Here is a 21,965-nt window from a genome sequence, read left to right as displayed (position 1 = left end):
GAGCCTGCAAAATTGTTAAATAATCGACAAATATCCAACCTTAATGAGTTAAAAATTAAGAGTTAAGAATTAAAAATTGGCTGAAGCTCCTTCCTAAGGCAGGCTTTGTGTAGCGCTTTTTAACTTTTAATTTTCTTGTAAGGGCAGTGTTTGCACCCATTTTTGCAGCAATATCCCCTTTTCAGATGATAGGCTTCTGTAAATACGAGGTACCCTTGCTCATTAAAATAGTAGTCCTCGTCGTCCAATCCTTCGATCTGTAGCTTTTTGGAATGCGTAGTCGCCATGGTTTGTCTGACTGAGCAAGTAATTGTATTTTTGAATTTAATTCAACGGCAGGCCGGGCACGAAATTAAGCATTGCCCGCCGGTTTTACTTACTCACCTCCCTTGTAACAATGGAAACTCTACCCTCGGTCACGGCTACCCAGCAGGCAATTGATCTCGAATGGCAATACGGCGCTCATAACTATAAACCGGTTCCGGTAGTCTTGAATCGGGGAGAAGGCATTTTTCTGTGGGATATAGAAGACAAAAAATATTTCGACTTCCTCTCCGCTTACAGTGCCGTCAGCCAGGGTCACTGTCACCCACGGATCATTGACGCACTCATCCAGCAGGCCCAACGCCTGACCTTGACCTCACGGGCCTTCCACACCGATTTGCTGGGGCAGTGCGAAAAATACCTTTGTGACTATTTTGGCTACGACAAAGTCTTAATGATGAATTCAGGAGCCGAAGGAGGGGAGACAGCCTTGAAACTGACCCGAAAATGGGCGTATAAAGTAAAGGGCATTGCTCAGAATCAGGCCAAAACCGTCTACGCCGTCGGAAACTTCTGGGGCCGGACGCTGGCGGCTATTTCGTCATCGACCGATCCCGAAAGCACCAACGACTATGGTCCGCTGCTGCCGGGTTATCTGCTCGTTCCATACAACGATTTGGAAGCGCTGGAAACCGTTTTTCGGAGCGATCCAACTATTGCCGGATTCATGGTTGAGCCAATTCAGGGCGAAGCGGGTGTGCTGGTACCGGACGAAGGATACCTGAAAGGAGTTCGGGCATTGTGTACAACCTACAACGTGTTATTTATTGCTGATGAAGTGCAAACCGGTATCGGACGGACCGGTAAACGGCTGGCGTGCGATCACGAAGGGGTAAAACCCGATTTGCTTGTGCTCGGCAAAGCGCTTTCCGGCGGTACTATGCCGGTTTCAGCAGTCTTGGCAAATGATGAAGTAATGCTGACCATCAAACCGGGCGAGCACGGTTCTACGTACGGCGGCAACCCGCTGGCCTGCGCCGTCACTATAGCCGCCTTGCAAGTGGTTGAAGACGAAAACCTGGCTGAAAATGCCGATGTCATGGGGCAGCTTTTTCGCCAACGCATGAACGCCCTTATTGAAAAAACGGATCAGGTAAAGTTGGTACGTGGCAAAGGTTTACTAAATGCCATCGTCATTGCTGAGCATCCGGCTTACGGCGAAAAAACCGCCTGGGAGATTTGCCTCCGCCTGAAAGATGCGGGCTTACTCTGCAAGCCAACACACGGTGACAAAATCCGTTTCGCCCCACCGTTGATCATTACCGAAGAGCAGATGAACGAAGCCTGCGACATCATCGAGAAAACGGTGTTAGAGTTTGCTTCTTAGCGTCTTATAAGCACCTCAACGTTAGCTGGTTGGAGATAATCTAAATTCTAAAAGTTAACGTTATGTGTTCTGTATTCTACCGTTTTTGGTCCGTCTGTGTTGCCTATTGTTTACTAACCAACGTTTATGCCCAGGTAACAGATTGTAGTTCTCCGCGGTATTCCACAGCTATTTTTTCGTCGGTGACGGTTACCACAGGTGTAAAATACGGGCAAAATGTTACTGTTGGCGGGGTAAGCAAAAACTTGCTGGTGGATATTTACCAGCCGGTTGGTGATGCCTCGGTAAAACGTCCACTGATTATTCTCGCATTTGGCGGGTCGTTTCTGGCTGGACAACGGAGTGATATGGCCAGCTACGCCCGCAATTTTGCCCAAAAAGGTTATGTTGCGGCTACCATTGATTATCGACTCTATGACGGTAGCCTTATTGCTTATCTGAATTCTTCCGTTTTTATGGATGAAGTGGTAAAAGCGGTTTCGGACATGAAAGCGGCTGTTCGCTTCTTCCGGAAAAATGCATTGACTGACAATACGTATGGTATAGATCCGGATTTAATTCTCGTTGGCGGTTATTCAGCCGGAGCCATAACAGCGCTTCATACGGCTTATGTCGATGCCAACGAAATTCCATCCGCATTAACTCCGGTTTTTTCGGCAAACGGCGGTATAGAAGGAAATACCGACGACCCTGCCAACTCTGCCGTTAGCTACTCATCGCAGGTACAGGGCGTTTGGAGCCTTTCTGGAGCACTGGATGCCCACACTTACATGGATTCATGCGATCCGCCATTATTTATGATGCATGGCACACAGGATGAGGTTGTTCCATACGGTTCAGGATTTCTTACTTCCCCTCCACCCATCGTTGTGCCCATCACAGCCGTAAATGGCAGTTCTGTTTTAGCAGCTCAGGCAACCGCTGTTGGTATTCCTAATCAATTAGTAGCGATCCAGGGCGGAGATCATAATGCCATCTACACCAATCCGACTCTCCTTGCGCAGCTGGACCAGGAGGGAAGTTTATTTTTGAAACAAAATATTGTGTGCACAAACACAAATTGTATTACCATTACACCTATGAATAGCCAAACGGTTTGTGAAGGAGATTCTATTTTACTAAGCCCCTCCATATCCTGCACGACTAACCCAACCTATAGCTGGACCGGGCCGGCTAATTTTACCAGCACAGCGGTCAACCTTACGATTCCCAACGCAACAACGGCCGCCAATGGCAGCTATACCTTAGTTGTTAGCGACGCCGGAAGGTGTTCCGGCACGGCCGTTGTTGCGGTTACCGTCAATCCTAAGCCTACCCTGCTCCTATTGCCAGGCTCAATATCCCTATCAAGCTGCAACTGCGATCGATTAACGATGGTGGCCAGAGCACAACCCTCAGGGACATCCATAAACTGGAGCCGAACACCGGCGGGGAACCCCTTACCAGATTCAGGGGGAGGCCTGAATGAAATAACCGTTACCCAGTCGCTACCTTCCGGCAATTTCGTCTACCAATTCACAGCGACTCACAATGGCTGCCAAACGACAAGGTCAATTCCGGTGAATGTTCCGTAATCGGCTAAAAAAGTCCGGGTAGTGGAGCCAGGCGCATCTTTTCTGGTGGGCCTTTTTTCATATGAAGGTTTTAAAACGGTCTTGATATCGTTTTTAGTACAGCTTGCTGAAAAAATTAAATACATTGTGCAACGTTGGTATTCAACCCGGTGTCATTAAGAAGAAAATCAGCCGCATCCGTTCCTCAGTTGCTTGGAAACAAAGTTGTATATAGATCGACATGTCGAACTCGTAGAAAAATGTAAACAAGGCGAAAGGCGTGCCCAGTACGAATTGTACAAGCACTACTCGAAGGCTATGTTTAACGTTTGCATGCGAATCCTCAACCATATGGGTGAGGCTGAGGATGTATTACAGGAGGCTTTTCTGGACGCCTTCAACAATCTTCACACGTTCCGGAATCAATCGACGTTTGGAGCGTGGTTGAAGCAAATTGTGGTCAACCGGTCCATTAATCACCTCCGGAATCGCAAAAGCCGCGGGGGAATGCAATGGGTCGATCTGGATTCGCAACGACTGGGCGAAGACGACGGTTTGGATGTGGCTGATACCGAACCGTTCGACGAAGAAGGCGTTCAACTGGAAGTAGACCGCGTGCGTCGGGCCATGCAGGAATTGCCGGAAGGGTACCGGGTTGTGTTGTCGCTGTATTTGTTCGAAGGCTACGATCATGAGGAAATCGGGACCGTACTGGGCATCAGCGAAACCACCTCCCGAACGCAGTACATGCGGGCCAAAAAACGGCTTTTAGAAATGTTAAAATAATACGGAATGATGGACAGGGACCTCGAGCAAATAGCTCCACAGAGAATTGAAAGTAGCGAAGCAATTCGCTTATTCACAGCTCCGGTGACCCGGTCATTCACTCATTCACTCATTGCGATATGATGAAAGACAGATTAGAACGATTTGTCCGGGATAACCGGGAAGATTTCGATGTATTCGAGCCGCGAGCGGATTTGTGGAAAGATTTGGAGAAAGAGCTCGGACACAACGAACGTCCGCTGTGGGGCCTGAGCCGGCCCCTTTGGATGAGACGCCGTATGGTCTGGCAAATTGCTGCATCGGTGGCGCTCATCGTGGGCCTGGGTGGCTTCTGGTACTTCAATACCCAATATGGCGTAACCGAACAACCCGAAATGGTTGCTTTTAGTCCAATGTACGCCCGAACCGTGCAACAATACACCCGCTTAATTGAAGACAAACGGACGGAATTAAGAACCGTCACCGAAAGCAATCCGGCCTTGTACCAACAGTTTGCGGCTGATTTGGACCGGCTGGAAAAATCCTACCAAAACTTGAAGCAGGAACTTCCCAAAACCCCGAATCAGGAAATGATGATTCAGGCGATGGTACAAAACCTGCAAACCCAGATTGACTTGCTCAACCAGCAGTTGATGATTATCCAACGTATCAAGCAACAAAACCATGAACCGAATAAAAATCCTGTTTAATATCTTGTTCCTGATCACGCTATCGGCTGGCGTTACGCTTGCCGACAACGGCGAGATGGGTGAACGAAAAAAAACCATCGTTAAAGTTTACGACGTTACAGCTAAAGACCAGCTCGTCATTGATAACCAGTTTGGTAACGTCAATATTAATCTGTGGAACCGTGACGAAATCCGGGTAGACATCGCCATCAAGGCCAATTCGAACTCCGAAGAACGAATTCAGCGCTTTCTGGATGCCGTTGAGATCAGTGAACGGCGCACCGGCGATCAGATTATTCTGAAAACAACCATTAACAAAGGGTCGGGCGGCAGTTGGGTCATGAACCGCAACAAAGACGGTGAAAAAAACGGTGTACAGATTGATTATCAGGTTTCGATGCCTAAAACCAATCCGTTGACGGTCAAAAACTCGTTTGGCAACACCAACATTCCAACTTTCAGCGCCCCACTTACCATCAATCAGCAGCACGGTAATTTTTCGACTACCGAACTGAACAGCAACCAGGTAGATGTGGACGTACGGTTTGGTAAAGCCGACATCCAGACAATGGAAAACGGCAAGCTCAACATTCAATACGCGAAACTTCAACTGGAGAAAGCCAATAACATCAACCTGAACAACCAGTTTGGCGGGCTCTGGATTGGTGAAGTGAGCCGGCTAGATGGTAAAATTGGTTATTCGGGGGCCAAAATCGGAACGGTCAAACAATCCTGTAACCTCAAAGTGGAATTTTCGGGCGGTTTTAAAATCGAGCAGCTGACCAAATCCGTCGACAATATTGATATTCAGGCAAATTATTCATCCATTGTGTTGCCAATGGCCAACGCCAACGACTACAATTTCGATGTAACGGTTAGTTACGGCGGTTTTAAATACCCGTCTGATGGCCGGATTATGCTGAGCGCCCAGCCTAACGATGACAACCGGGGACCGCAGCTAAAAAAACAATACAGCGGCAAGGTCGGCAAAGGCACCACCACTAAAGTACGGGTTGTGTCGCAATTCGGGGATGTGAAATTCCAGTAAGCAACTGTTAGCCTTCGGTTGTTAACCACTCAATAACCGCTCGGTGCTGCGGATACTGCCGCAATAGGTCCGCTCGATTAGCCAGCTCAAAATCGGCAAAATCAAACCCTGGCGCCACTGTACAACCAACCAGTGAATAATCGGTTTCGGCTGCTGGTTTTGAACCAAACCAGCAGCCCGCCGGTACAACCGCCTGAAAAACTTCTTCATTAGCCGGATTATTGCCCAGACGAATAGTTTCCAGCTCGCCTGTCGGGTGAATTACATAAACGTTTAGCGGCCCACCGGCGTAAAAATGCCACATCTCATCCGCCTGAATTCGGTGTAGGGCCGAAAAATGATGATTTTCCAGCAAGAAATAAATACCCGTGCTAAAGCTGCGGTTTCCCGAAAACCGTTCCGGCAGTGCTTGCTGCGGTATTGTTTCGGTTGATCGGTACGTTTCGGTAAAGTAGCCACCTTCCGGATGGGCCTGCATTTGATACGCATCAATCCAGTAGTGAGCAGGAAAATTCATACAGGTAGTTTAAACCGCTAATTTCACACGTTGAATAATGGCTTTTACGGGCTCGGCCGACAATACCCGAACCGTATGTTTGGTTTCCAGCGGTATGTCTACAAAATCGCCCGCCGAAAGCTGCACAGTTTCTTCGCCGATCTGACATTCGCATTGGCCTTCGAGTATCAGAAAGCTTTCGCGCTCGTGGTGATGTTCTTCGGGCTTTACTTCCTGCCTGACCCAAAGAATGAACTGCTCAACACCGCCATCATTGCGCAGCGGATGGGCATAAAGATTACGAAAGTCGCTTGCTGGTTGCAGGTCGGCGATGGTCCGTTGCCATTGCGTGTTGTCCGAATAGACGTTGATAAGCGGCAAATTCTGCAAATCAAAAACCGGGGGTTCGCCGAGTTGATCCAACGCATCCAGCACACGGTTTTTAAGCTCGGGATCCAAGATTTTCGGTGCCCTCTCTTCCTTTTCTGCTGTCTGCCTTGCTTGATCAATCGCGCGCTGCACCAAAGGATGTAGACGGGCCATACGTTCTACCTCCCGGATTTCCTCGGGAAGCAGCAGGCCAAGGCAATACTCGTTCAGTATTCCGGAGGCAATAAAATCCTGTACCTTACTCATTCAATCACAATAAAAACCGCTTTCTCAGCTATACACGTTTCAACCCGACTGTAGTAATAACGAAGATACACCGAAAAACGATACGAATAAACGTTCCGTACTGAGATCCTTAATCCGTTTCTGGAAAAGCGGTTCCGAATAAATAAGCCCTTAAATCAGGCAGATGCCACCATCACATAATGTACATGCCCGAGTTAATCAAGAACGAAGAGCGTATAGGACGGCTATTGATGCGCCAACCGTCGCCCTTTCACTAACCAATCACCTGTTTTTCAATCAGTAAAATAAATAAATGGATGACTTTGATGTGAATTTCCTGAATGCGATCAGCGTACCCAAAGTGCGGCACCCGAATCTCGACATCGGCAGTATTCGCCAGCTTGCCGCCGTCTTTTCCCGTCAGCAAAATCACCTTCATACCCCGCTGTCGGGCGGCTTCTACAGCCCGAATAATGTTGGCAGAATTACCGCTGGTGCTCAACCCCAGCAGTACGTCGCCTTCGTTGCCTAATCCTTCAATGAATCGCGAAAACACAAATTCGTAGCCGTAGTCGTTTCCAACGCACGAAATATGACTGGTATCGGAGATGGCAATGGCAGCCAGGGCCCGTCGTTCGTTGCGGTACCGTCCAGAAAGTTCTTCGGCAAAGTGCATGGCATCGCAGTGAGAACCGCCATTGCCGCAGGAGATTATTTTATGACCGCTTTTCAAAGCATCGGCCATCAGCCGGGCCGCCTGTTCAATGGCGGCAATCTGGTTGGCATCCTTCAAAAATGAATCAAGAACTGACTGAGCTTCTGCCAGTTCCTGACGTATGACATGATCGAGCATGGGATTTATTCAATAAGGTTCCATCAGCCACAATTAGCAGGAACCGGGCAGTTTTCAGAGCGTCAGGGTACGATACGGAAGGTTCCAGCGCAGAGCGAACGATGTTGACGAGGTATTATAGTTTAACCGGGCCGCCTGGCTATCGCTTTTCCGGAAAATTTGTTGAAAGTCAATAAACAGATTGTGTTTGAACATGAACGATACCCGAACGTCACCGTATGAAACCAGCGTTTTACGTCCCTGACCAATAAAATGGCCCGTGCCCGTCGGATGATTCGGCCATTCGACTCGATCATCGTACGATTTCAACAAGTTACCTCCATAGCTAACGCTGTTGGGCGGATCTACCCCGTACTTCATGAGCCCGAATGTACCGGTCAGGCTCCAGCGATCTAGTGGTTGGTACCGTATAATCGCCAACCCTTCGATGAAATTAGCCCCGAGCGGATGCGCCACCGGCTGGTTGTAATTTACGTAGTTGGTTTGCCCCGAGCGGTGTGAGTATGTGTACGGACGCGCCAGGTTCAGTTCGCCTTGCAAGTCCAGGTTGGGAATTTTGAACGCATCCACGTATTTCAATCCAGTTTGAAAAGCGAATTTGTTTACCCAGGAGCCTTTTCCCGCCCTCAACTCGCTGATTTTGAATTCGTCCAGCAAAAACTGGCCATACGCCAGAAACTGGCCCGCAAAATTGACTTTAAAATCAAGCCCTACCATGGCGTTGTCTACGCTCCCGCGGTACGATTCGATGAAACGGTAGAAAATGATCGGATTGAAATAATTCAATTCCAGTTGACTGCGGTTGAACACCTCCGCTTCAAACAAGCCAATGTTTAAGTGCTTGCCAATGTTCACACTCAGGTGGTGCATGGCAGTATATTTCTGCGCAATCGGTACAATGGTGCTGAATGGCACCTGCCGGTTTTGAAACTCCGCCAGCAAGTTTGTATACTGAAACCGTCCCAACCGGGTAATGATCTTCAGGAAGAGGTAGGGTGAACTATTGTCCGATAAAAAGAGCGAGCGGTAGCCATTTCCAAACACATTGCGGTCGTGCCCAAACTGAATGTTGATAATCTTCAGAGCATTGAAGGTAATATACCCCCGGGCCGACAAAAAATCTGCCCCCCCAAACGTTGACCCTTTGGCATCGATGCGCTTGACAAAGCCCTCGAAAGGGGCAAAGCCCATATCAACCTCACGGGTTGAGTATTGCATACCGTATTCCCAGATGTAGCGGGGGTACAGAACCTGATTATCAGACAAAAAGGAATAAAAGCTCAGCCGTTTGAGAATGTTGCCCCGAATTTCAAATCCCCGGGAGTTAATGTAGGGATTAACCGATGTTCCGATCTCACCGGAGTTGGACTCGACCCCATAACTAAAATTAACCGCCGGATTGATATGAATGTCGAAATCCTTGTGCTGGTAACTATAGAAATCGCTTTTCTTTTTATAAAACGGGCCAATGGCACGTTGGCTGTCACCTGGCTTTTTCCCATTTGAAAGGAGTTCGGCGGTACGCATCTGCAACAATTGCAGCGAGTCCGAATAGGAGGTCGGAACCCATTCCCAGCTGTCGTCGCGCAGAAATCGGACCGTAAAGCGGTCGACGGGAGACAGCCGAACAAACGGGTCGTCCAGAATGCTATCTGTTAATTGAACAACGGCCTGCCGGTTATATGGTTTTACCGAACTGTGGAAACCCGTTGCCCATTGACCCTGCTTGATCTCCAATCGATCAATCAGATGGTAGTAATCGCTATTTAAAGGTATCTTTTGGCTCTGAGCTTGCGCTGCCCCCCATGATAGCCCCACAAAAGCGACCCCGATCGTAAAAAAATTCCTCATTGGGACTTTCACACGGCAACCGACCGGACGGCGCCCTTAATGACGTGGACTTGATTCGCTGCACAAATTAGGGAAAGCGTTTGGATTATCCGCCACATTCCCGTTAAATTACGCTGAAAAAGCCCCCATGTTTGTTTTTGCCGACCATCCTTCTATCGCCGATCAGTTTATTGCCGAGCTCCGTGATGTAACCATTCAGAAAGATCCAATGCGTTTTCGGCGTAATCTGGAGCGTTTAGGCGAGCTGATGGCCTATGAAATATCCAAATCGATGTTGTTTCAGCTGGTTAAAGTACAAACACCGTTGGGGATTGCTTCTACGCCATTGATCAAACAACCGCCGGTGTTGGCCACAATTCTGCGTGCCAGCCTACCGTTCCACCAGGGTTTCCTGAACTATTTTGATCGGGCCGAAAACGCATTCATTGGCGCGTACCGTGGTTATTTGCCCGTTGGCGAAGAGTTTGAAGTGGCTATGGACTATATTTCCAGCCCCGATCTCAGCGGCAAAACCGTTATTCTGATGGACCCAATGCTGGCTACCGGGCGCTCACTGGAAAAAGTTTATCACGCACTGCTTCGCTTCGGAACACCCGCGAAAACGCACATTGCTGCTGTATTGGCCAGTCCTGAAGGTGTGCGGTACGTTCAGGAAAAAATGCCGCAATGCCATCTCTGGCTGGGTGCTATTGACGAACGACTTGACGCCCATTATTACATTGTTCCGGGTCTGGGCGATGCGGGCGATCTGGCTTTTGGCGAAAAAATCTGATCAGAAGCCTTCTTTCTTGTCGTCTTCTTTCTCTTTTTTCTTCTCAACCACTTTCTTCGGTGCTTCTTTCGGTCCGGCGGTTTTCGGCTGCGGTTTCGGTTTCTCCCGAGTCTTATACTGATCCAGGTACCGATTCGTAAACTGATCCTTTTCGAAAGCATCAGCGGCAACAATGGCCAAACCCTTGCCCCCGGCTTTACCGCCCGCCATGATGCGGTCATTCAGCTCCTGATCGGAAGTAAGCAGCGCCAATTGCGCCATGGCTCCACCACCGGCTTTGTAGTCCCAGTAGAACCAACTATCCGGAGATGCTTCCAGGTAAATTGTAGCCTCATCACCTCCATCGGCTTTCCGGATTTCTACGTATCCTTCCATTTGCGCATTGATATCCACGTTGTCAATATTTGACACCCCAACCGGACCAATGCTATACAGCGCATTGTATTTATCCGACCAGCGAAGATTAACATTGGACAACACCAGCGAAGCCGCAAACTTGGGCGCTGCCTGGGTAATCGAAACGTGTTGATTCTGCGCCTTGTTGCGGTAAACATCCGTTGCTTTCTGCCCGATCAGAGCGGCCAGTTTAGCCGTCAGCCGGTCCAGATCGTCATCGGCAGCTTCGTCGTTCTTTTCATCCAGATTAGCTTTCACCATTTTATCGGCAATGGCCGCGTTGACCGGCTGTGGAATCGGCAGAGCAAAACCAACCAGGGCGTTCAGCCGCAACGTCGTACTGTCAACATTAGCACGGCCCGATCCGGCGGCAAACACAAAATTATTCGGTGTATTGCCCGTCGATCCCGTGTTCATAAGATTGAGCGCTCCCTGGAAATTCATCACGCCCGTGGCATCGTTGAAGGTAAAAGCGCCTTCCATATCGTCCAGCCCAGTGGCATCTTTTTTCACAATCCGGAAAACCTTGCCTTTTTCGTCGTAGGTCATCGCTCCCGTCGCCCGAAACAGATCATCGTCCTTATCGCTTTCCTTCGTTGATAAGAATGTTGGATAAAGCCCGGCAGCCCCCGCCCCCCGGAAATGCAAACCCGCCGTCAAAGGCTGATTGCCGTCGTTCTTTAGATTCTCATCGACTTTGATGCTGAATGTTTCACCAATTTTTTCCTTCATCGGAATCCAGTCGCTCACGAGCTTGGGCCGTTTTTTCAGCGCCATCTTGATGGCCCCTTCCAGTTTAAGATCCTGTTCAGGAGCCATCATGGTGATGCTGCCCTTAAACTGTACTTTGGGTGCCAGCATCACATTGTCCCGTTCGTCGACATCAGCCCGGGCAACGGTATAATACGTTTTTGCGAGCTCATTGCTATTTTTACCTCTTCTTCCCACATTCCGGGTGTTGGAGGCCAAAGCAACCGGGGCGGCTTCTTTCAACTCGAAGCTACCCATTTTAATGTTGGCGGTATCACCCTTTGCCGCCACGAACTGATAAACAGCATCCCCCGAAAACCGCGTTCGTGACTGAACCTGAATATTACCACCCTTTAGTTTATGGAACAAACTGGTCGTATCCAGCTCCAGACGGGCATTCTTGAGCGGCAACATTTCACCGTTGCGCTTGATGGTAATCAGTCCTTTTTCCGGATAGATCCGGGCATCGGCCGACGTGACGTACGGAACACCACTCACATTAAGCGTTGCTTTGTCAACATCGTAAACCGCCGAAGCACCATTGAACGTCAGCCCTTCCTGCTCCTCGCCAGTGGCGGTAAACGTGGACGTTTTCGCCGACTTCATCGTGATGGTTTTGGCCGCAATATTCCATTGAGCCTTGCTAATCGACGTTTTATAGGCAGCATTCGGAAACTCTAGGCTTGACACAAGCGTATCGTTGATGGATGTCCCTCCGTTGGTCGTTGCAATGCTCACGACTCCTTTGACCTGATTAAAATCGACATCCACCTGGGTGCCCAGCAACATCGGTTTAGCGGTTTTGCTCTCCTTATCAGCTACTACGCGAAACTGCGCATTTCCCGCCGTAAAACCGTCTTTGTTAAATTTGATGTTTTCCGATTGTGCTTCCGAATCCGTCCGCTTGACGGTACCTTTTCCAAACAAGCCCCCCGAGCGTACCAGCAAGTCACCCACCAGATTCGTAGTACCGTTGTAAAAACTGAAATGATCGGCCGTGGTGGAAATCTTCATGCTGTCGGCTTTGGGATACCACTTCATCGTATAGTTCTTGAGATCTACCGCCGGAAAGTAAGCTTTGCCGAGTAAACCTTCCTTGATCTGTCCGGACTCGCCTGACGCCACCACCGAATCCGTCATCATCAAAATATCTTTTGCGGGTAGGGAAGCATTCAAGTGCGAAATAACTCCTTCAGCGCGCAGGCCTTTGCGATCCATCACCAGCTTGCCCGTAAACTTCAGGTTGCCTTTGCCCCCGTAGAGGGGATAGCCAGCCGCCGGTGCTGCGTGTTCAAAACCCAGCGAGTTGTCGGGCATCGACTTCAACGTCGTTTTGATCGGCGGAAAAATACCGTCGGAGTAGAACGTTCCATCAAATGCGATGTCGCCTTTGCCCAGACTGTCATTGTCCACCGCCGGGACTTTGAAGTAAACGTTTTTGTTGTAGGTCAGTATACCGCGGTTAGGCTGGTTGAAATAAACCGTCATTCCTTCCGGCATCAACAGCCGCTGCGTGGTCTTTTTATCTTTCTGGCGACCCGATTTGTTTCCTTTGTCGGCCAAAAAAACCGTTCCGGGCTTTTCATACTGAATATCACCGCCAATCTCCTGTTTTTTACCCTGGGGCGTAAACGTGATCGAGTCGATTTTGGTCATATTCATCGAAAACTGATCGTAGTTGAATCCCAGATCCCGGCCCGTGTACCGCATGTTACCGGATTTCAGTTGACCTGTCAGTGTAAAAGCACGGTTTTTGCCAATCCGCAGCGTTTTATCCGTCGGAACTGCCGTAATTTTTAAGGAGTCACTAATGCTGAACTGTTCAACCCCCCGAATGGTCAGAAATTTGTCCGCCAGACTGATGGTCGCGTTGGTGGTGCTATCGTTGGATGCGTAGGTGGAACGAATCAGAAAACTGTCGTAATCCTGTCGACGGGCATTGGCCAGTACATACAGCACACCTTTGCGGCTCAGGCGCATTTCCTCCGTCCGAGGATTCATATCGACATATCCCAGGGCCACCATGCGCTGCAAAACCGTACGCATTACGGAAGGATTAATTTTGGAGTGGTTTGCCAGATCGTCCGCAAAAAACGTCTGCGTTTTCTTCTGTGTGATGTAGTTAGCGGCTAATTGCAACGGATGAAAGCCAAAATCGGCCGACATACCGGCGTACCGTTCCGGGTAAAAGAAGTCGAATGATTCAAATCGTACCGGCACTTCTTTTTTAGCCGCTATCTGGTAAAAATCCACTTTCTGACGCGGCAGGTCCCAACGAACAACCTCCGGCTGAATGTAAAACTTGTGGTAGCTGTCGCTGTAATACGTATCTGAATACCCCGATTTTTCGGCTTTCCCCAATCGGGCGATTCCGGTGGTGTGATCGTACCGGAAGGTAACACCGGGATGGTAAAGCGTATCGGCGGCATCAATATAGCCCGTAAACGACGCAAGCGGGCTGGCGATCAGTGAATCGGCAAACTCAAACCGTCGGCTGCTGGCTTTAAAAGCTGGTTTCCCTTTAAAACTGACCTGCAACAGGGCCGGCTTTCCATCAGCTGCCGAGCCATATACCCGAGTCCCGGCCAGCGCAATCCCTCCCCGATACAAAATTCCGGTGCCTAAATTGGTCAAATTCACATCATTCGACCAGGACATGAACCGCGGATAGGAGGGAAGCTGTTTGGCAACCCGCTTTTTACTGTCAAACTCAAACTTTCCTTTTACCGGTTTTGCCAGCGGTTTGAACGTCAGGGTCACGTCATCGGCGCTAAATTTGGGGTTATTGACGGCAAATGTGTAGTCGGCCAGGGTAACAAACGTCTCGGGTTGCCCAGCTGATTCCCACGAAAAGGAGCCACCTTTGCCAACCCAGATACCGTCTTTCAGCATCAATGCGCCGTCGGTTTTTTTCACCACGACCGAATCATGGGCGGTTGTCATGACCAGATCGGAACCTCTGATTTCCACAACTGGCCCGGTCAGGACGGGCATAGGTTTGCGGTTGAAATCGGAGAGAAATGGTTGGGCCTTTCCGGTCGAGTCGAGCGGCAAATCCCAGCCATCGGGTTCGGCAGGTTTGGATTGCTGCGGTTTTTGGGCAGTCTTACCACTGTCGGCAGAAACAATAGCCGTGTTACTCGTCTGATCCGCGAAGCGCAGCGTAAACGTGCCTCCGTTGGCGAGTAATTTATTGTAGTTGCTGGTATACAAAAACCGTTTCTCGGCGAATAAACGAACGGTTTCCAGTACTTTTGCCAACGTTTTGGGATCGTACTTTTCGAACGATTTTTCCGCAATGGTCAGAAAATTATCGACTTCGGCCGGGCTGACCTGCTGGGTAACGAGCAAATGAAAAAGGGTCTCATAGAACGGTGCAAACTGCTGAACGGGCTGGTAGCGTTTGGCGTTCATTTTCCGGCTCAGGGCCACAACCCGCTCTTTTTGCGGGGCCGACAACCGGTTTTCCGTAAACAGCATTTCCAGGTTTTTCCCGGCTTTTTGGGTGTATGCGCCCCCCGGATTCATTAGTTTCTGCAAATCCGTTAGAAACTGCTCGGGATTTTCTGATAGCTTAACGGTTTGCGCCGTTGCTGCGGTGGTAACCAACCACAAGGCGACGATTATACGGTATATCTTGCTCATAACTTCCTGACATATCCACTGCCTCAGCCATCCAACCCGCAAACAGAGTCAGAAATATGGGCTAAAGCTCTTGGCTACGTTTATTAAATTTTATTGAAACCCATTTATTCTGGGCTAATTGTCCGGTTTTTATCAATCCTTCGGAAAGGCCTTTTTCTTCAATATCTGGGGCATCCTGTTCGTAAAAACCGCTTACCAGCAAAATTCCTTCTGGCTTCATCAACTGCACATAAGCCGGTATATCCGCTAACAACACATTTCGGTTGATGTTGGCCAATACAATGTCAAAGCGTTCTGCCGGATTTACCTCATGAATGGTACCCTGAAACACGTCAATGACCGAACAACCATTCAGCTCGGCATTTTCGCGCGCGTTTTCGACGGCCCATTCTTCAATATCGAAAGCAACCACCCGCTCTGCGCCCTGCAAAGCCGCCAGAACGGCCAGAATTCCGGTTCCCGAACCCACGTCCAGTACGGTTTTTCCGGCAGCATCAACGCCCAACTGATGTTCAAGCATCATGGCCGTTGTTTCGTGGTGACCCGTACCAAACGACATTTTCGGGTTAATGACCACATTGTACCGAAACTCAGCGTTGGGTTGATGAAACGATGCCCGGACACGAATTTGACCCTGAACCTCAATGGGTTGGTAATTGCGTTCCCATTCTTCGTTCCAGTTCTTTTTTTCTAACGAATTGATCTGGTAGGCTATTGCGGTTTGATCGGCGTATTTATCGACAACCTCCTGAATAGCAATTTCATCGAAATCCGATTGGAGAATATAGGCGCTCAGCCCTTCGTCGGTTTCTACAAACGATTCAAAACCCAGGGCGGCCAGTTCGGCCATAAGAATGTCGGTATAATCGGCCGAAACCGTCAGTTGTATTTCGGTATAGTTCATACAGTAAAGAAACGAAAAAAGGACAAGCTTGCGGGGCTTGTCCTTCCGATATGTGTCTGGAAACCTGCCAGTTTTTAAAAGCCTGGCAGGCTTTATGGCAATTCCTTATCGAATCAATTCCATTAAGTCCTTGTCATTTACTTCTTTACGAACATCAGCCATATCGAGGAAGCGTTTGTAGAGCGTATCCAGTGTCGGTTTGTCATACCGATAGCCCAGCAATTCCAGTCGGTGTTTGAGGGCGTGGCGACCACTGCGAGCCGTCAGCACAATCGACGATTTAGGTACGCCCACTTCCTGCGGAGTCATGATTTCGTAGTTTTCCGCGTGTTTCAGGAAGCCGTCCTGGTGAATACCCGACGAATGTGCAAAGGCATTACGGCCTACAATGGCCTTGTTAGCCTGCACCGGCATCCGCATCATTTCTGATACGAGCTGGCTCACCGGATACAGCCGTTTGGCATCAATACCGGTTTCAAAACCCAGCTCTTTATGCACTTTCAACGCCATCACCACTTCTTCCAGCGAGGTATTCCCGGCTCGTTCACCAATCCCATTGATGGTCACTTCCACCTGACGCGCGCCGTTCTGAATACCGGCCAGGGTGTTGGCGGTGGCCAATCCGAGGTCGTTGTGGCAGTGAATGGAAATCGTAGCCTGGTGAACATTGGAAACGTGTTCGTAGATGTATTTTATTTTTTTACCGTATTCATCGGGCAGGCAATAACCGGTGGTGTCTGGAAGGTTAACAACCGTAGCCCCAGCAGCAATCACAGCCTCGGTCAACTGAGCCAGAAACTGAAGGTCGGCCCGGCCAGCGTCTTCGGCGTAAAACTCCACATCCTCTACATAGCTGCGAGCGTGTTTGACGGCGGCCACGGCCTGTTCCACAATCTGCTCGCGGGTGCTGTTGAATTTATTCCGGATGTGAATATCCGATGAACCGATTCCGGTGTGAATCCGCCCCCTTTTGGCATACTTCAGTGCTTCGCCAGCGGCATCAATGTCTTCTTTTTTGGCCCGCGAAAGCGCGCAGATAACCGGTTCGGAAACGGCTTTCGAAATGGCAACGACCGACTGAAAGTCACCGGGGCTGGAAATGGGAAAGCCCGCTTCGATGATATCGACGCCGAGACGCTCCAGTTCTTTCGCCACCACGATTTTTTCATCTGTGGTCAACTGGCTACCCGGCACTTGCTCGCCGTCGCGCAGGGTGGTGTCGAAAATATAAATCCGTTGGCTCATGGTTGATAAAGAAATATGATTGGGTAGAGTTTTCGCTCGTGATCAAAGACGGGAAAGCAGTTGTTTTCCCATTTCTTCGGTACCTAAAATGCGGTCAGCCGGGGTGCTGGCATCCGCAATATCGCGGGTCCGGTAACCGGCTTTCAAAACCTGGTCAACGGCGCTAACCACGGCTTCGGCTTCGGCCTTCATACCAAACGAAATATCCAGCATCAGCGCAGCCGATAGCACCGACGCCAGCGGATTGGCAACACCTTTGCCCGTAATGTCGTGTGCCGAACCGTGGATGGGTTCGTACAGGCCCGTCGTATCACCCACCGAAGCCGACGCCAGCATGCCCATTGATCCGGCAATCTGGGAAGCTTCGTCCGTCAGAATATCGCCGAACAGGTTGCCCGTTACTACCACATCGAACCGGCGTGGATCTTTGATCAGCAGCATGGCAGCGGCATCAATGAACTGATGCTCCACTTCCACTTCAGGATACCGTTTGGCCACTTCCTGGACAACTTCGCGCCACAGTCGGGACGATTCCAACACGTTAGCTTTATCCACCGAGCACAGCTTTTTCCGGCGGGTCATGGCGGCATCAAACGCTTTAACGGCAATCCGCTCCACTTCGTAACGGCTGTAGATCATCTGATCGTAAGCGGTATCTCCATCGTCTTTACGGCCTTTTTCGCCGAAATATACATCGCCCGTCAGCTCCCGGAAGAACAGAATGTCGGCACCCTGCAAAAACTCCGGTTTGATGCTCGATGCCTGCAACAGCTCATCAAACAACTTGATGGGCCGCAGGTTAGCATACAATCCGAGTGCTTTCCGGATGCCCAGCAGGCCTTGTTCGGGCCGTACTTTCGCCGAGGGGTCGTTGTCGTACTTCGGGTGCCCAACGGCTCCGAACAGAATAGCGTCCGACTGTTTCGATTTGGTAACGGTTTCTTCCGGCAGCGGATTACCCGTGGCTTCGATGGCCGCGTGGCCAATCAGCGCTTCGTCGTAGGTAAACTCGTGGCCAAATTTTTCCGCGATGCGGTCTAAAACCTGCTTTCCAACAGCGGTTACTTCCTGACCGATGCCGTCTCCGGCGATGACTACAATGTGTTTCTTCATTCGTTTTCAATGAGCGAATGAGTGAATGACCGGGCCGCCGGAGCGGTGAATGAGGGAATAGCTCCGCCAATTATAGCTTGTCTGCAAAGCTATTCGCTCATTCGCTCTTCACTCATTCAGCATTAGTATGGGCTAGATCGTATTGTTTGATTTCTTCTTTCAGGCTCAACAGATAATCGATATCATCGTATCCATTCATCAGGCACTGTTTTTTGTAGGCATTGATGGCGAACGATTCTTTCAGGCCGTTTGCCAGCACAATCTCCTGATTGACCAGGTCAACCGTGATTTCAGTTTTGGGATCGGCTTCAATAGCCTTGAAAATTTCGGCCAGAAATGCATCCGATACCTGGGCTGGCAACACAAAATTGTTCAGGGCGTTATTCCGGAATATATCCGCGAAAAAGCTGGAAATAACCACCTTAAAACCGTAGTCGTGCAAGGCCCAGGCCGCGTGTTCGCGGCTGGAACCCATTCCAAAGTTCTTCCCCGCTACCAGAATCCGTGCTCCGGCAAACGTTGGGTCGTTCAAGACGAAATCTGTTTTAGGCGTATCGTCGCTGTTAAAGCGCCAGTCGCGGAAAAGGTTATCACCGAACCCCTCACGCGTGGTAGCTTTCAGGAAGCGGGCCGGGATGATCTGATCCGTATCAATATTCTCAATCGGTAGCGGGGCCGCCGTTGAGACGAGTTTATGCATGGTTTCTTTGCTCATTCTGAATCTCTGTTTACACCAATTCCCGCACATCCATTACTTTACCGGTCACAGCAGCGGCAGCGGCCATAATCGGGCTGGCGAGGAAAGTCCGGGCGCCAGGTCCCTGACGACCTTCAAAGTTCCGGTTGGAGGTTGAAATGCAATATTTGCCGGCCGGAACCTTGTCTTCATTCATGCCCAGACAGGCCGAACAACCCGGTTCGCGGAGTTCAAAACCGGCTTCCAGAAATACCTGATCCAGGCCTTCGGCCTTGGCCTGGTTGGAAACCTGAACCGAACCCGGAACAATCCAGACTTCAACACCCTCGGCTTTTTTCTTGCCTTTTACAAAGTCGGCTACCGTCCGTAAATCTTCGATCCGGGCGTTGGTACATGACCCGATAAACACGTAATCGACTGGTTTGCCCACCAATCCCATGCCGGGTTCCAGACCCATGTAAGCCAGCGATTTTGTGTAAGAAGCCAGTTCACTCTGCGGGATTTCGCTCAAATTTGGCACGTGGCTATCAACGGAAATGCCCATTCCGGGGTTGGTTCCGTACGTAATCATCGGTCCAATATCTTCCGCTTTGTAATTCAGCTCCACATCAAATTCGGCCCCTTCGTCGGTTTTCAACGTCCGCCAGTGCTCAACGGCTTTGTCGAACGCTTCGCCCTGCGGAGCAAACCGCCGGCCACGGATGTATTCGAATGTGGTTTCATCGGGGGCAATCAGGCCACCGCGCGCGCCCATTTCGATACTCATGTTGCAAATGGTCATCCGCGCTTCCATCGACAAACCGCGAATGGTATCCCCCGCGTATTCAACGAAGTAACCCGTTGCCCCGCTGGCCGAAATTTTCGAGATGATGTACAGGATAATATCTTTCGAGCTAACGCCTTTCGCCAGCTGCCCGTTGATATTGATCCGCATCCGCTTGGGTTTGTACTGAAGAATACACTGGGTAGCCAGCACCTGTTCTACTTCACTGGTTCCGATTCCGAACGCAATGTTGCCTAAAGCACCGTGTGTACTGGTGTGACTGTCGCCACAAACGATGGTCATACCCGGCAGGGTCAGGCCCAGTTCCGGACCAATAATGTGGACAATGCCCTGAAAGGGGTGCCCCAGATCGTATAGTTCTACACCAAATTCTGCACAGTTTTTCCGTAGGGTTTCGACTTGATGACGCGAGAGCGCTTCTTTAATGGGCAGATGCTGATCTTTCGTCGGAACGTTGTGATCCGCCGTTGCAGTTGTCCGTGCAATGTTAAAAACCCCAATACCGCGCTTCCGCAACCCATCGAAAGCCTGCGGGCTGGTTACTTCGTGAATAAAATGGCGATCGATAAAGACGGCATCCGGTCCCCCATCCATCGCCTTAACGACGTGGGCATCCCAGATTTTATCGAAAAGTGTTGTGGGCTGACTCATGGCTATAGTTCTTACGTATTTTATATTTCTCCCCTATTTAAAAATAGATGGAAAAATGATTCAATCGGCTTTGAGTGGCTCCCGCGATCGTTCTAGATCAAGAACTCAAACAAGTCCGGCTTGTCGTTCAGGTATTCGAAGTGGATTTTGGCTTCCCGCATGCGTTGCAGCAAGGGTTCAAAGTCGGCCTTACTTTTCAATTCGATTCCAACTAGCGCAGGACCGCGTTCCCGGTTGGTTTTTTTGGAATACTCAAACAACGTGATGTCGTCAGTTTCGCCCAGAACACCGCTCAGAAACTCGCGCATGGCTCCGGCCCGTTGCGGAAACCGGATGATGAAATAATGCTTCAGACCTTCGTACAGCAGCGAACGTTCCTTGATTTCTTCCGTTCGCGTAATGTCATTATTGCCTCCACTAACCAAACAAACGACATTTTTGCCTTTGATTTCGTCTCTCAAAAAATCCAGGGCGGCAATGGTCAGCGCACCAGCTGGCTCGGCGACAATAGCATCTTCGTTATAAAGCTGCAAAATGGTCGTGCACACTTTCCCTTCCGGAATCAGGATAACCTGATCCAGATTGCGCCGACATACTTCGAACGTGGTGTTACCAGGACGTTTTACGGCGGCCCCATCAACAAATTTGTCAATTTCGTCCAGCGTAACAACATGTCCTTCATCAATGGATACTTTCATGGAAGGTGAACCCAGTGGCTCAATGCCGATCAGCTTCGTCCGCGGACTCAACTGCCGAAAAACCGTTGATACACCCGATGCCAAACCGCCCCCGCCAATGGCCATCAGCAGGTAATCGATTCTGAAGTTGGCGTCTTTAAAAATTTCCAGCCCGACTGTTGCCTGGCCTTCCATGACCTGTAAATCATCGAAAGGGTGAACGAACGTGCTATCGTGCGTATTGACGTAGTCGATGGCTGCGTGATAAGCGTCATCGTACGTGTCACCATTCAACACTACTTCAACAAACTCTTTCCCAAACAGCTTTACTTGCTTCACTTTCTGGTTGGGCGTGGTCGTCGGCATGAAAATAATTCCTTTGACGGCCATTTTACGGCAAGCGTAGGCAACCCCTTGTGCATGGTTTCCCGCACTGGCGCAAACAACTCCTTTAGCCAGTGCCTCGGCAGACAGGCTCGCCATTTTGTTATAAGCGCCCCGAATTTTGTAGGAACGTACCACCTGCAAATCTTCCCGTTTCAGGAAAATATTGGCACCGTACTTATCTGACAAATTCAGATTTTCCTGTAAGGGCGTATGCACGGCAACGCCCCGCAACCGATCAGCCGCCTGATAGATGTTGTCTACGTCCGGAAAGGTTACATTTTTCTCCGCTTCTACCACGTTTTAAAAGTTTTGAAGTTTAAGGATTGGGGAGTTTAGGAGCCCATTTGGGATTTTAAAGTTACTCAAATTGCCGGAAACTTTAACATAGGCTCCAAACTCCCTCAACCGGACAGGAAGTCCTGC

The 21,965-nt window shown here is 49.8% G+C and carries 18 protein-coding genes; 6 read left to right on the top strand and 12 right to left on the bottom strand.

The genetic code is table 11. The features are described 5' to 3' along the window. Positions 1 to 119: 119 nt before the first annotated feature. The gene (locus ACYVH9_RS00290; protein WP_460634286.1) at positions 120 to 287 is read right to left on the bottom strand and encodes a DUF5522 domain-containing protein; all 168 of its coding nucleotides are present in this window, start codon (positions 285 to 287) and stop codon (positions 120 to 122) included. A gap of 110 nt (positions 288 to 397) precedes the next feature. Between ACYVH9_RS00290 and rocD the strand changes: the two genes are divergently transcribed. The 5 genes from rocD (at position 398) to ACYVH9_RS00265 (ending at position 5,706) form a co-directional block, all read left to right on the top strand. Continuing rightward, positions 398 to 1,651: an ornithine--oxo-acid transaminase gene (gene rocD / locus ACYVH9_RS00285; protein ID WP_460634285.1), complete on the top strand. Its 1,254-nt coding sequence runs from the start codon at positions 398 to 400 to the stop codon at positions 1,649 to 1,651. Between the two features lie 245 nt (positions 1,652 to 1,896). Further along, positions 1,897 to 3,225, top strand: coding sequence for a hypothetical protein (locus ACYVH9_RS00280; protein ID WP_460634284.1), 1,329 nt, complete (start codon positions 1,897 to 1,899; stop codon positions 3,223 to 3,225). Between the two features lie 192 nt (positions 3,226 to 3,417). After that, a complete protein-coding gene (locus ACYVH9_RS00275) occupies positions 3,418 to 3,990 on the top strand; it encodes an RNA polymerase sigma factor (RefSeq protein WP_460634283.1) in 573 nt (190 codons plus the stop codon). Between the two features lie 122 nt (positions 3,991 to 4,112). Beyond that, on the top strand, positions 4,113 to 4,679 hold the full coding sequence (locus ACYVH9_RS00270; protein WP_460634282.1) for a hypothetical protein: 567 nt from the start codon (positions 4,113 to 4,115) through the stop codon (positions 4,677 to 4,679). Further along, complete coding sequence (locus ACYVH9_RS00265; RefSeq protein ID WP_460634281.1) at positions 4,654 to 5,706, top strand: hypothetical protein; 1,053 nt, start codon at positions 4,654 to 4,656, stop codon at positions 5,704 to 5,706. The genes ACYVH9_RS00270 and ACYVH9_RS00265 overlap by 26 nt, the downstream gene beginning before the upstream one ends. Positions 5,707 to 5,713: 7 nt before the next feature. Here the strand turns inward: ACYVH9_RS00265 and ACYVH9_RS00260 are convergent, their stop codons facing one another. The 4 genes from ACYVH9_RS00260 to ACYVH9_RS00245 form a co-directional block, all read right to left on the bottom strand. After that, the gene (locus tag ACYVH9_RS00260; RefSeq protein WP_460634280.1) at positions 5,714 to 6,223 is read right to left on the bottom strand and encodes a cupin domain-containing protein; all 510 of its coding nucleotides are present in this window, start codon (positions 6,221 to 6,223) and stop codon (positions 5,714 to 5,716) included. Between the two features lie 9 nt (positions 6,224 to 6,232). Further along, positions 6,233 to 6,838 (bottom strand): cupin domain-containing protein, encoded by a 606-nt coding sequence (locus ACYVH9_RS00255; RefSeq protein WP_460634279.1) that lies wholly within the window; start codon positions 6,836 to 6,838, stop codon positions 6,233 to 6,235. Positions 6,839 to 7,091: 253 nt separating this feature from the next. Then, a complete protein-coding gene (gene lpcA / locus ACYVH9_RS00250) occupies positions 7,092 to 7,670 on the bottom strand; it encodes a D-sedoheptulose 7-phosphate isomerase (RefSeq protein ID WP_460634278.1) in 579 nt (192 codons plus the stop codon). Between the two features lie 54 nt (positions 7,671 to 7,724). Next, positions 7,725 to 9,407, bottom strand: a complete 1,683-nt coding sequence (locus tag ACYVH9_RS00245; protein WP_460634277.1) for a hypothetical protein — start codon at positions 9,405 to 9,407, stop codon at positions 7,725 to 7,727. Positions 9,408 to 9,648: 241 nt separating this feature from the next. On the opposite strand from ACYVH9_RS00245, the gene upp reads away from it, so the two are divergent. Continuing rightward, positions 9,649 to 10,293, top strand: coding sequence for a uracil phosphoribosyltransferase (gene upp / locus ACYVH9_RS00240; protein WP_460634276.1), 645 nt, complete (start codon positions 9,649 to 9,651; stop codon positions 10,291 to 10,293). Here the strand turns inward: upp and ACYVH9_RS00235 are convergent, their stop codons facing one another. From ACYVH9_RS00235 to ilvA, 7 genes are all read right to left on the bottom strand, one after another. After that, positions 10,294 to 15,084, bottom strand: a complete 4,791-nt coding sequence (locus tag ACYVH9_RS00235) for a hypothetical protein (RefSeq protein WP_460634275.1) — start codon at positions 15,082 to 15,084, stop codon at positions 10,294 to 10,296. 61 nt (positions 15,085 to 15,145) lie between these two features. After that, positions 15,146 to 15,988 carry a 50S ribosomal protein L11 methyltransferase gene (gene prmA, locus ACYVH9_RS00230; protein ID WP_460634274.1) on the bottom strand — a complete coding sequence of 281 codons (843 nt, stop codon included), beginning with the start codon at positions 15,986 to 15,988 and terminating at the stop codon, positions 15,146 to 15,148. A gap of 105 nt (positions 15,989 to 16,093) precedes the next feature. After that, entirely contained in the window at positions 16,094 to 17,233 is a 1,140-nt protein-coding gene (locus ACYVH9_RS00225; protein ID WP_460634273.1) for a 2-isopropylmalate synthase, read from the bottom strand. 42 nt (positions 17,234 to 17,275) lie between these two features. After that, a complete protein-coding gene (leuB, locus tag ACYVH9_RS00220) occupies positions 17,276 to 18,346 on the bottom strand; it encodes a 3-isopropylmalate dehydrogenase (protein ID WP_460634272.1) in 1,071 nt (356 codons plus the stop codon). A gap of 112 nt (positions 18,347 to 18,458) precedes the next feature. Next, the gene (gene leuD / locus ACYVH9_RS00215) at positions 18,459 to 19,061 is read right to left on the bottom strand and encodes a 3-isopropylmalate dehydratase small subunit (protein ID WP_460634271.1); all 603 of its coding nucleotides are present in this window, start codon (positions 19,059 to 19,061) and stop codon (positions 18,459 to 18,461) included. Positions 19,062 to 19,074: 13 nt separating this feature from the next. After that, positions 19,075 to 20,478 carry a 3-isopropylmalate dehydratase large subunit gene (gene leuC / locus ACYVH9_RS00210; protein WP_460634270.1) on the bottom strand — a complete coding sequence of 468 codons (1,404 nt, stop codon included), beginning with the start codon at positions 20,476 to 20,478 and terminating at the stop codon, positions 19,075 to 19,077. Between the two features lie 92 nt (positions 20,479 to 20,570). Further along, complete coding sequence (ilvA, locus tag ACYVH9_RS00205; RefSeq protein ID WP_460634269.1) at positions 20,571 to 21,839, bottom strand: threonine ammonia-lyase IlvA; 1,269 nt, start codon at positions 21,837 to 21,839, stop codon at positions 20,571 to 20,573. Positions 21,840 to 21,965: the final 126 nt, after the last annotated feature.

This window comes from Larkinella harenae (genome assembly GCF_054780515.1).
The sequence above is the reverse complement of the archived record's forward strand: the minus strand, read 5'-3'. Positions and strand labels throughout refer to the sequence as shown.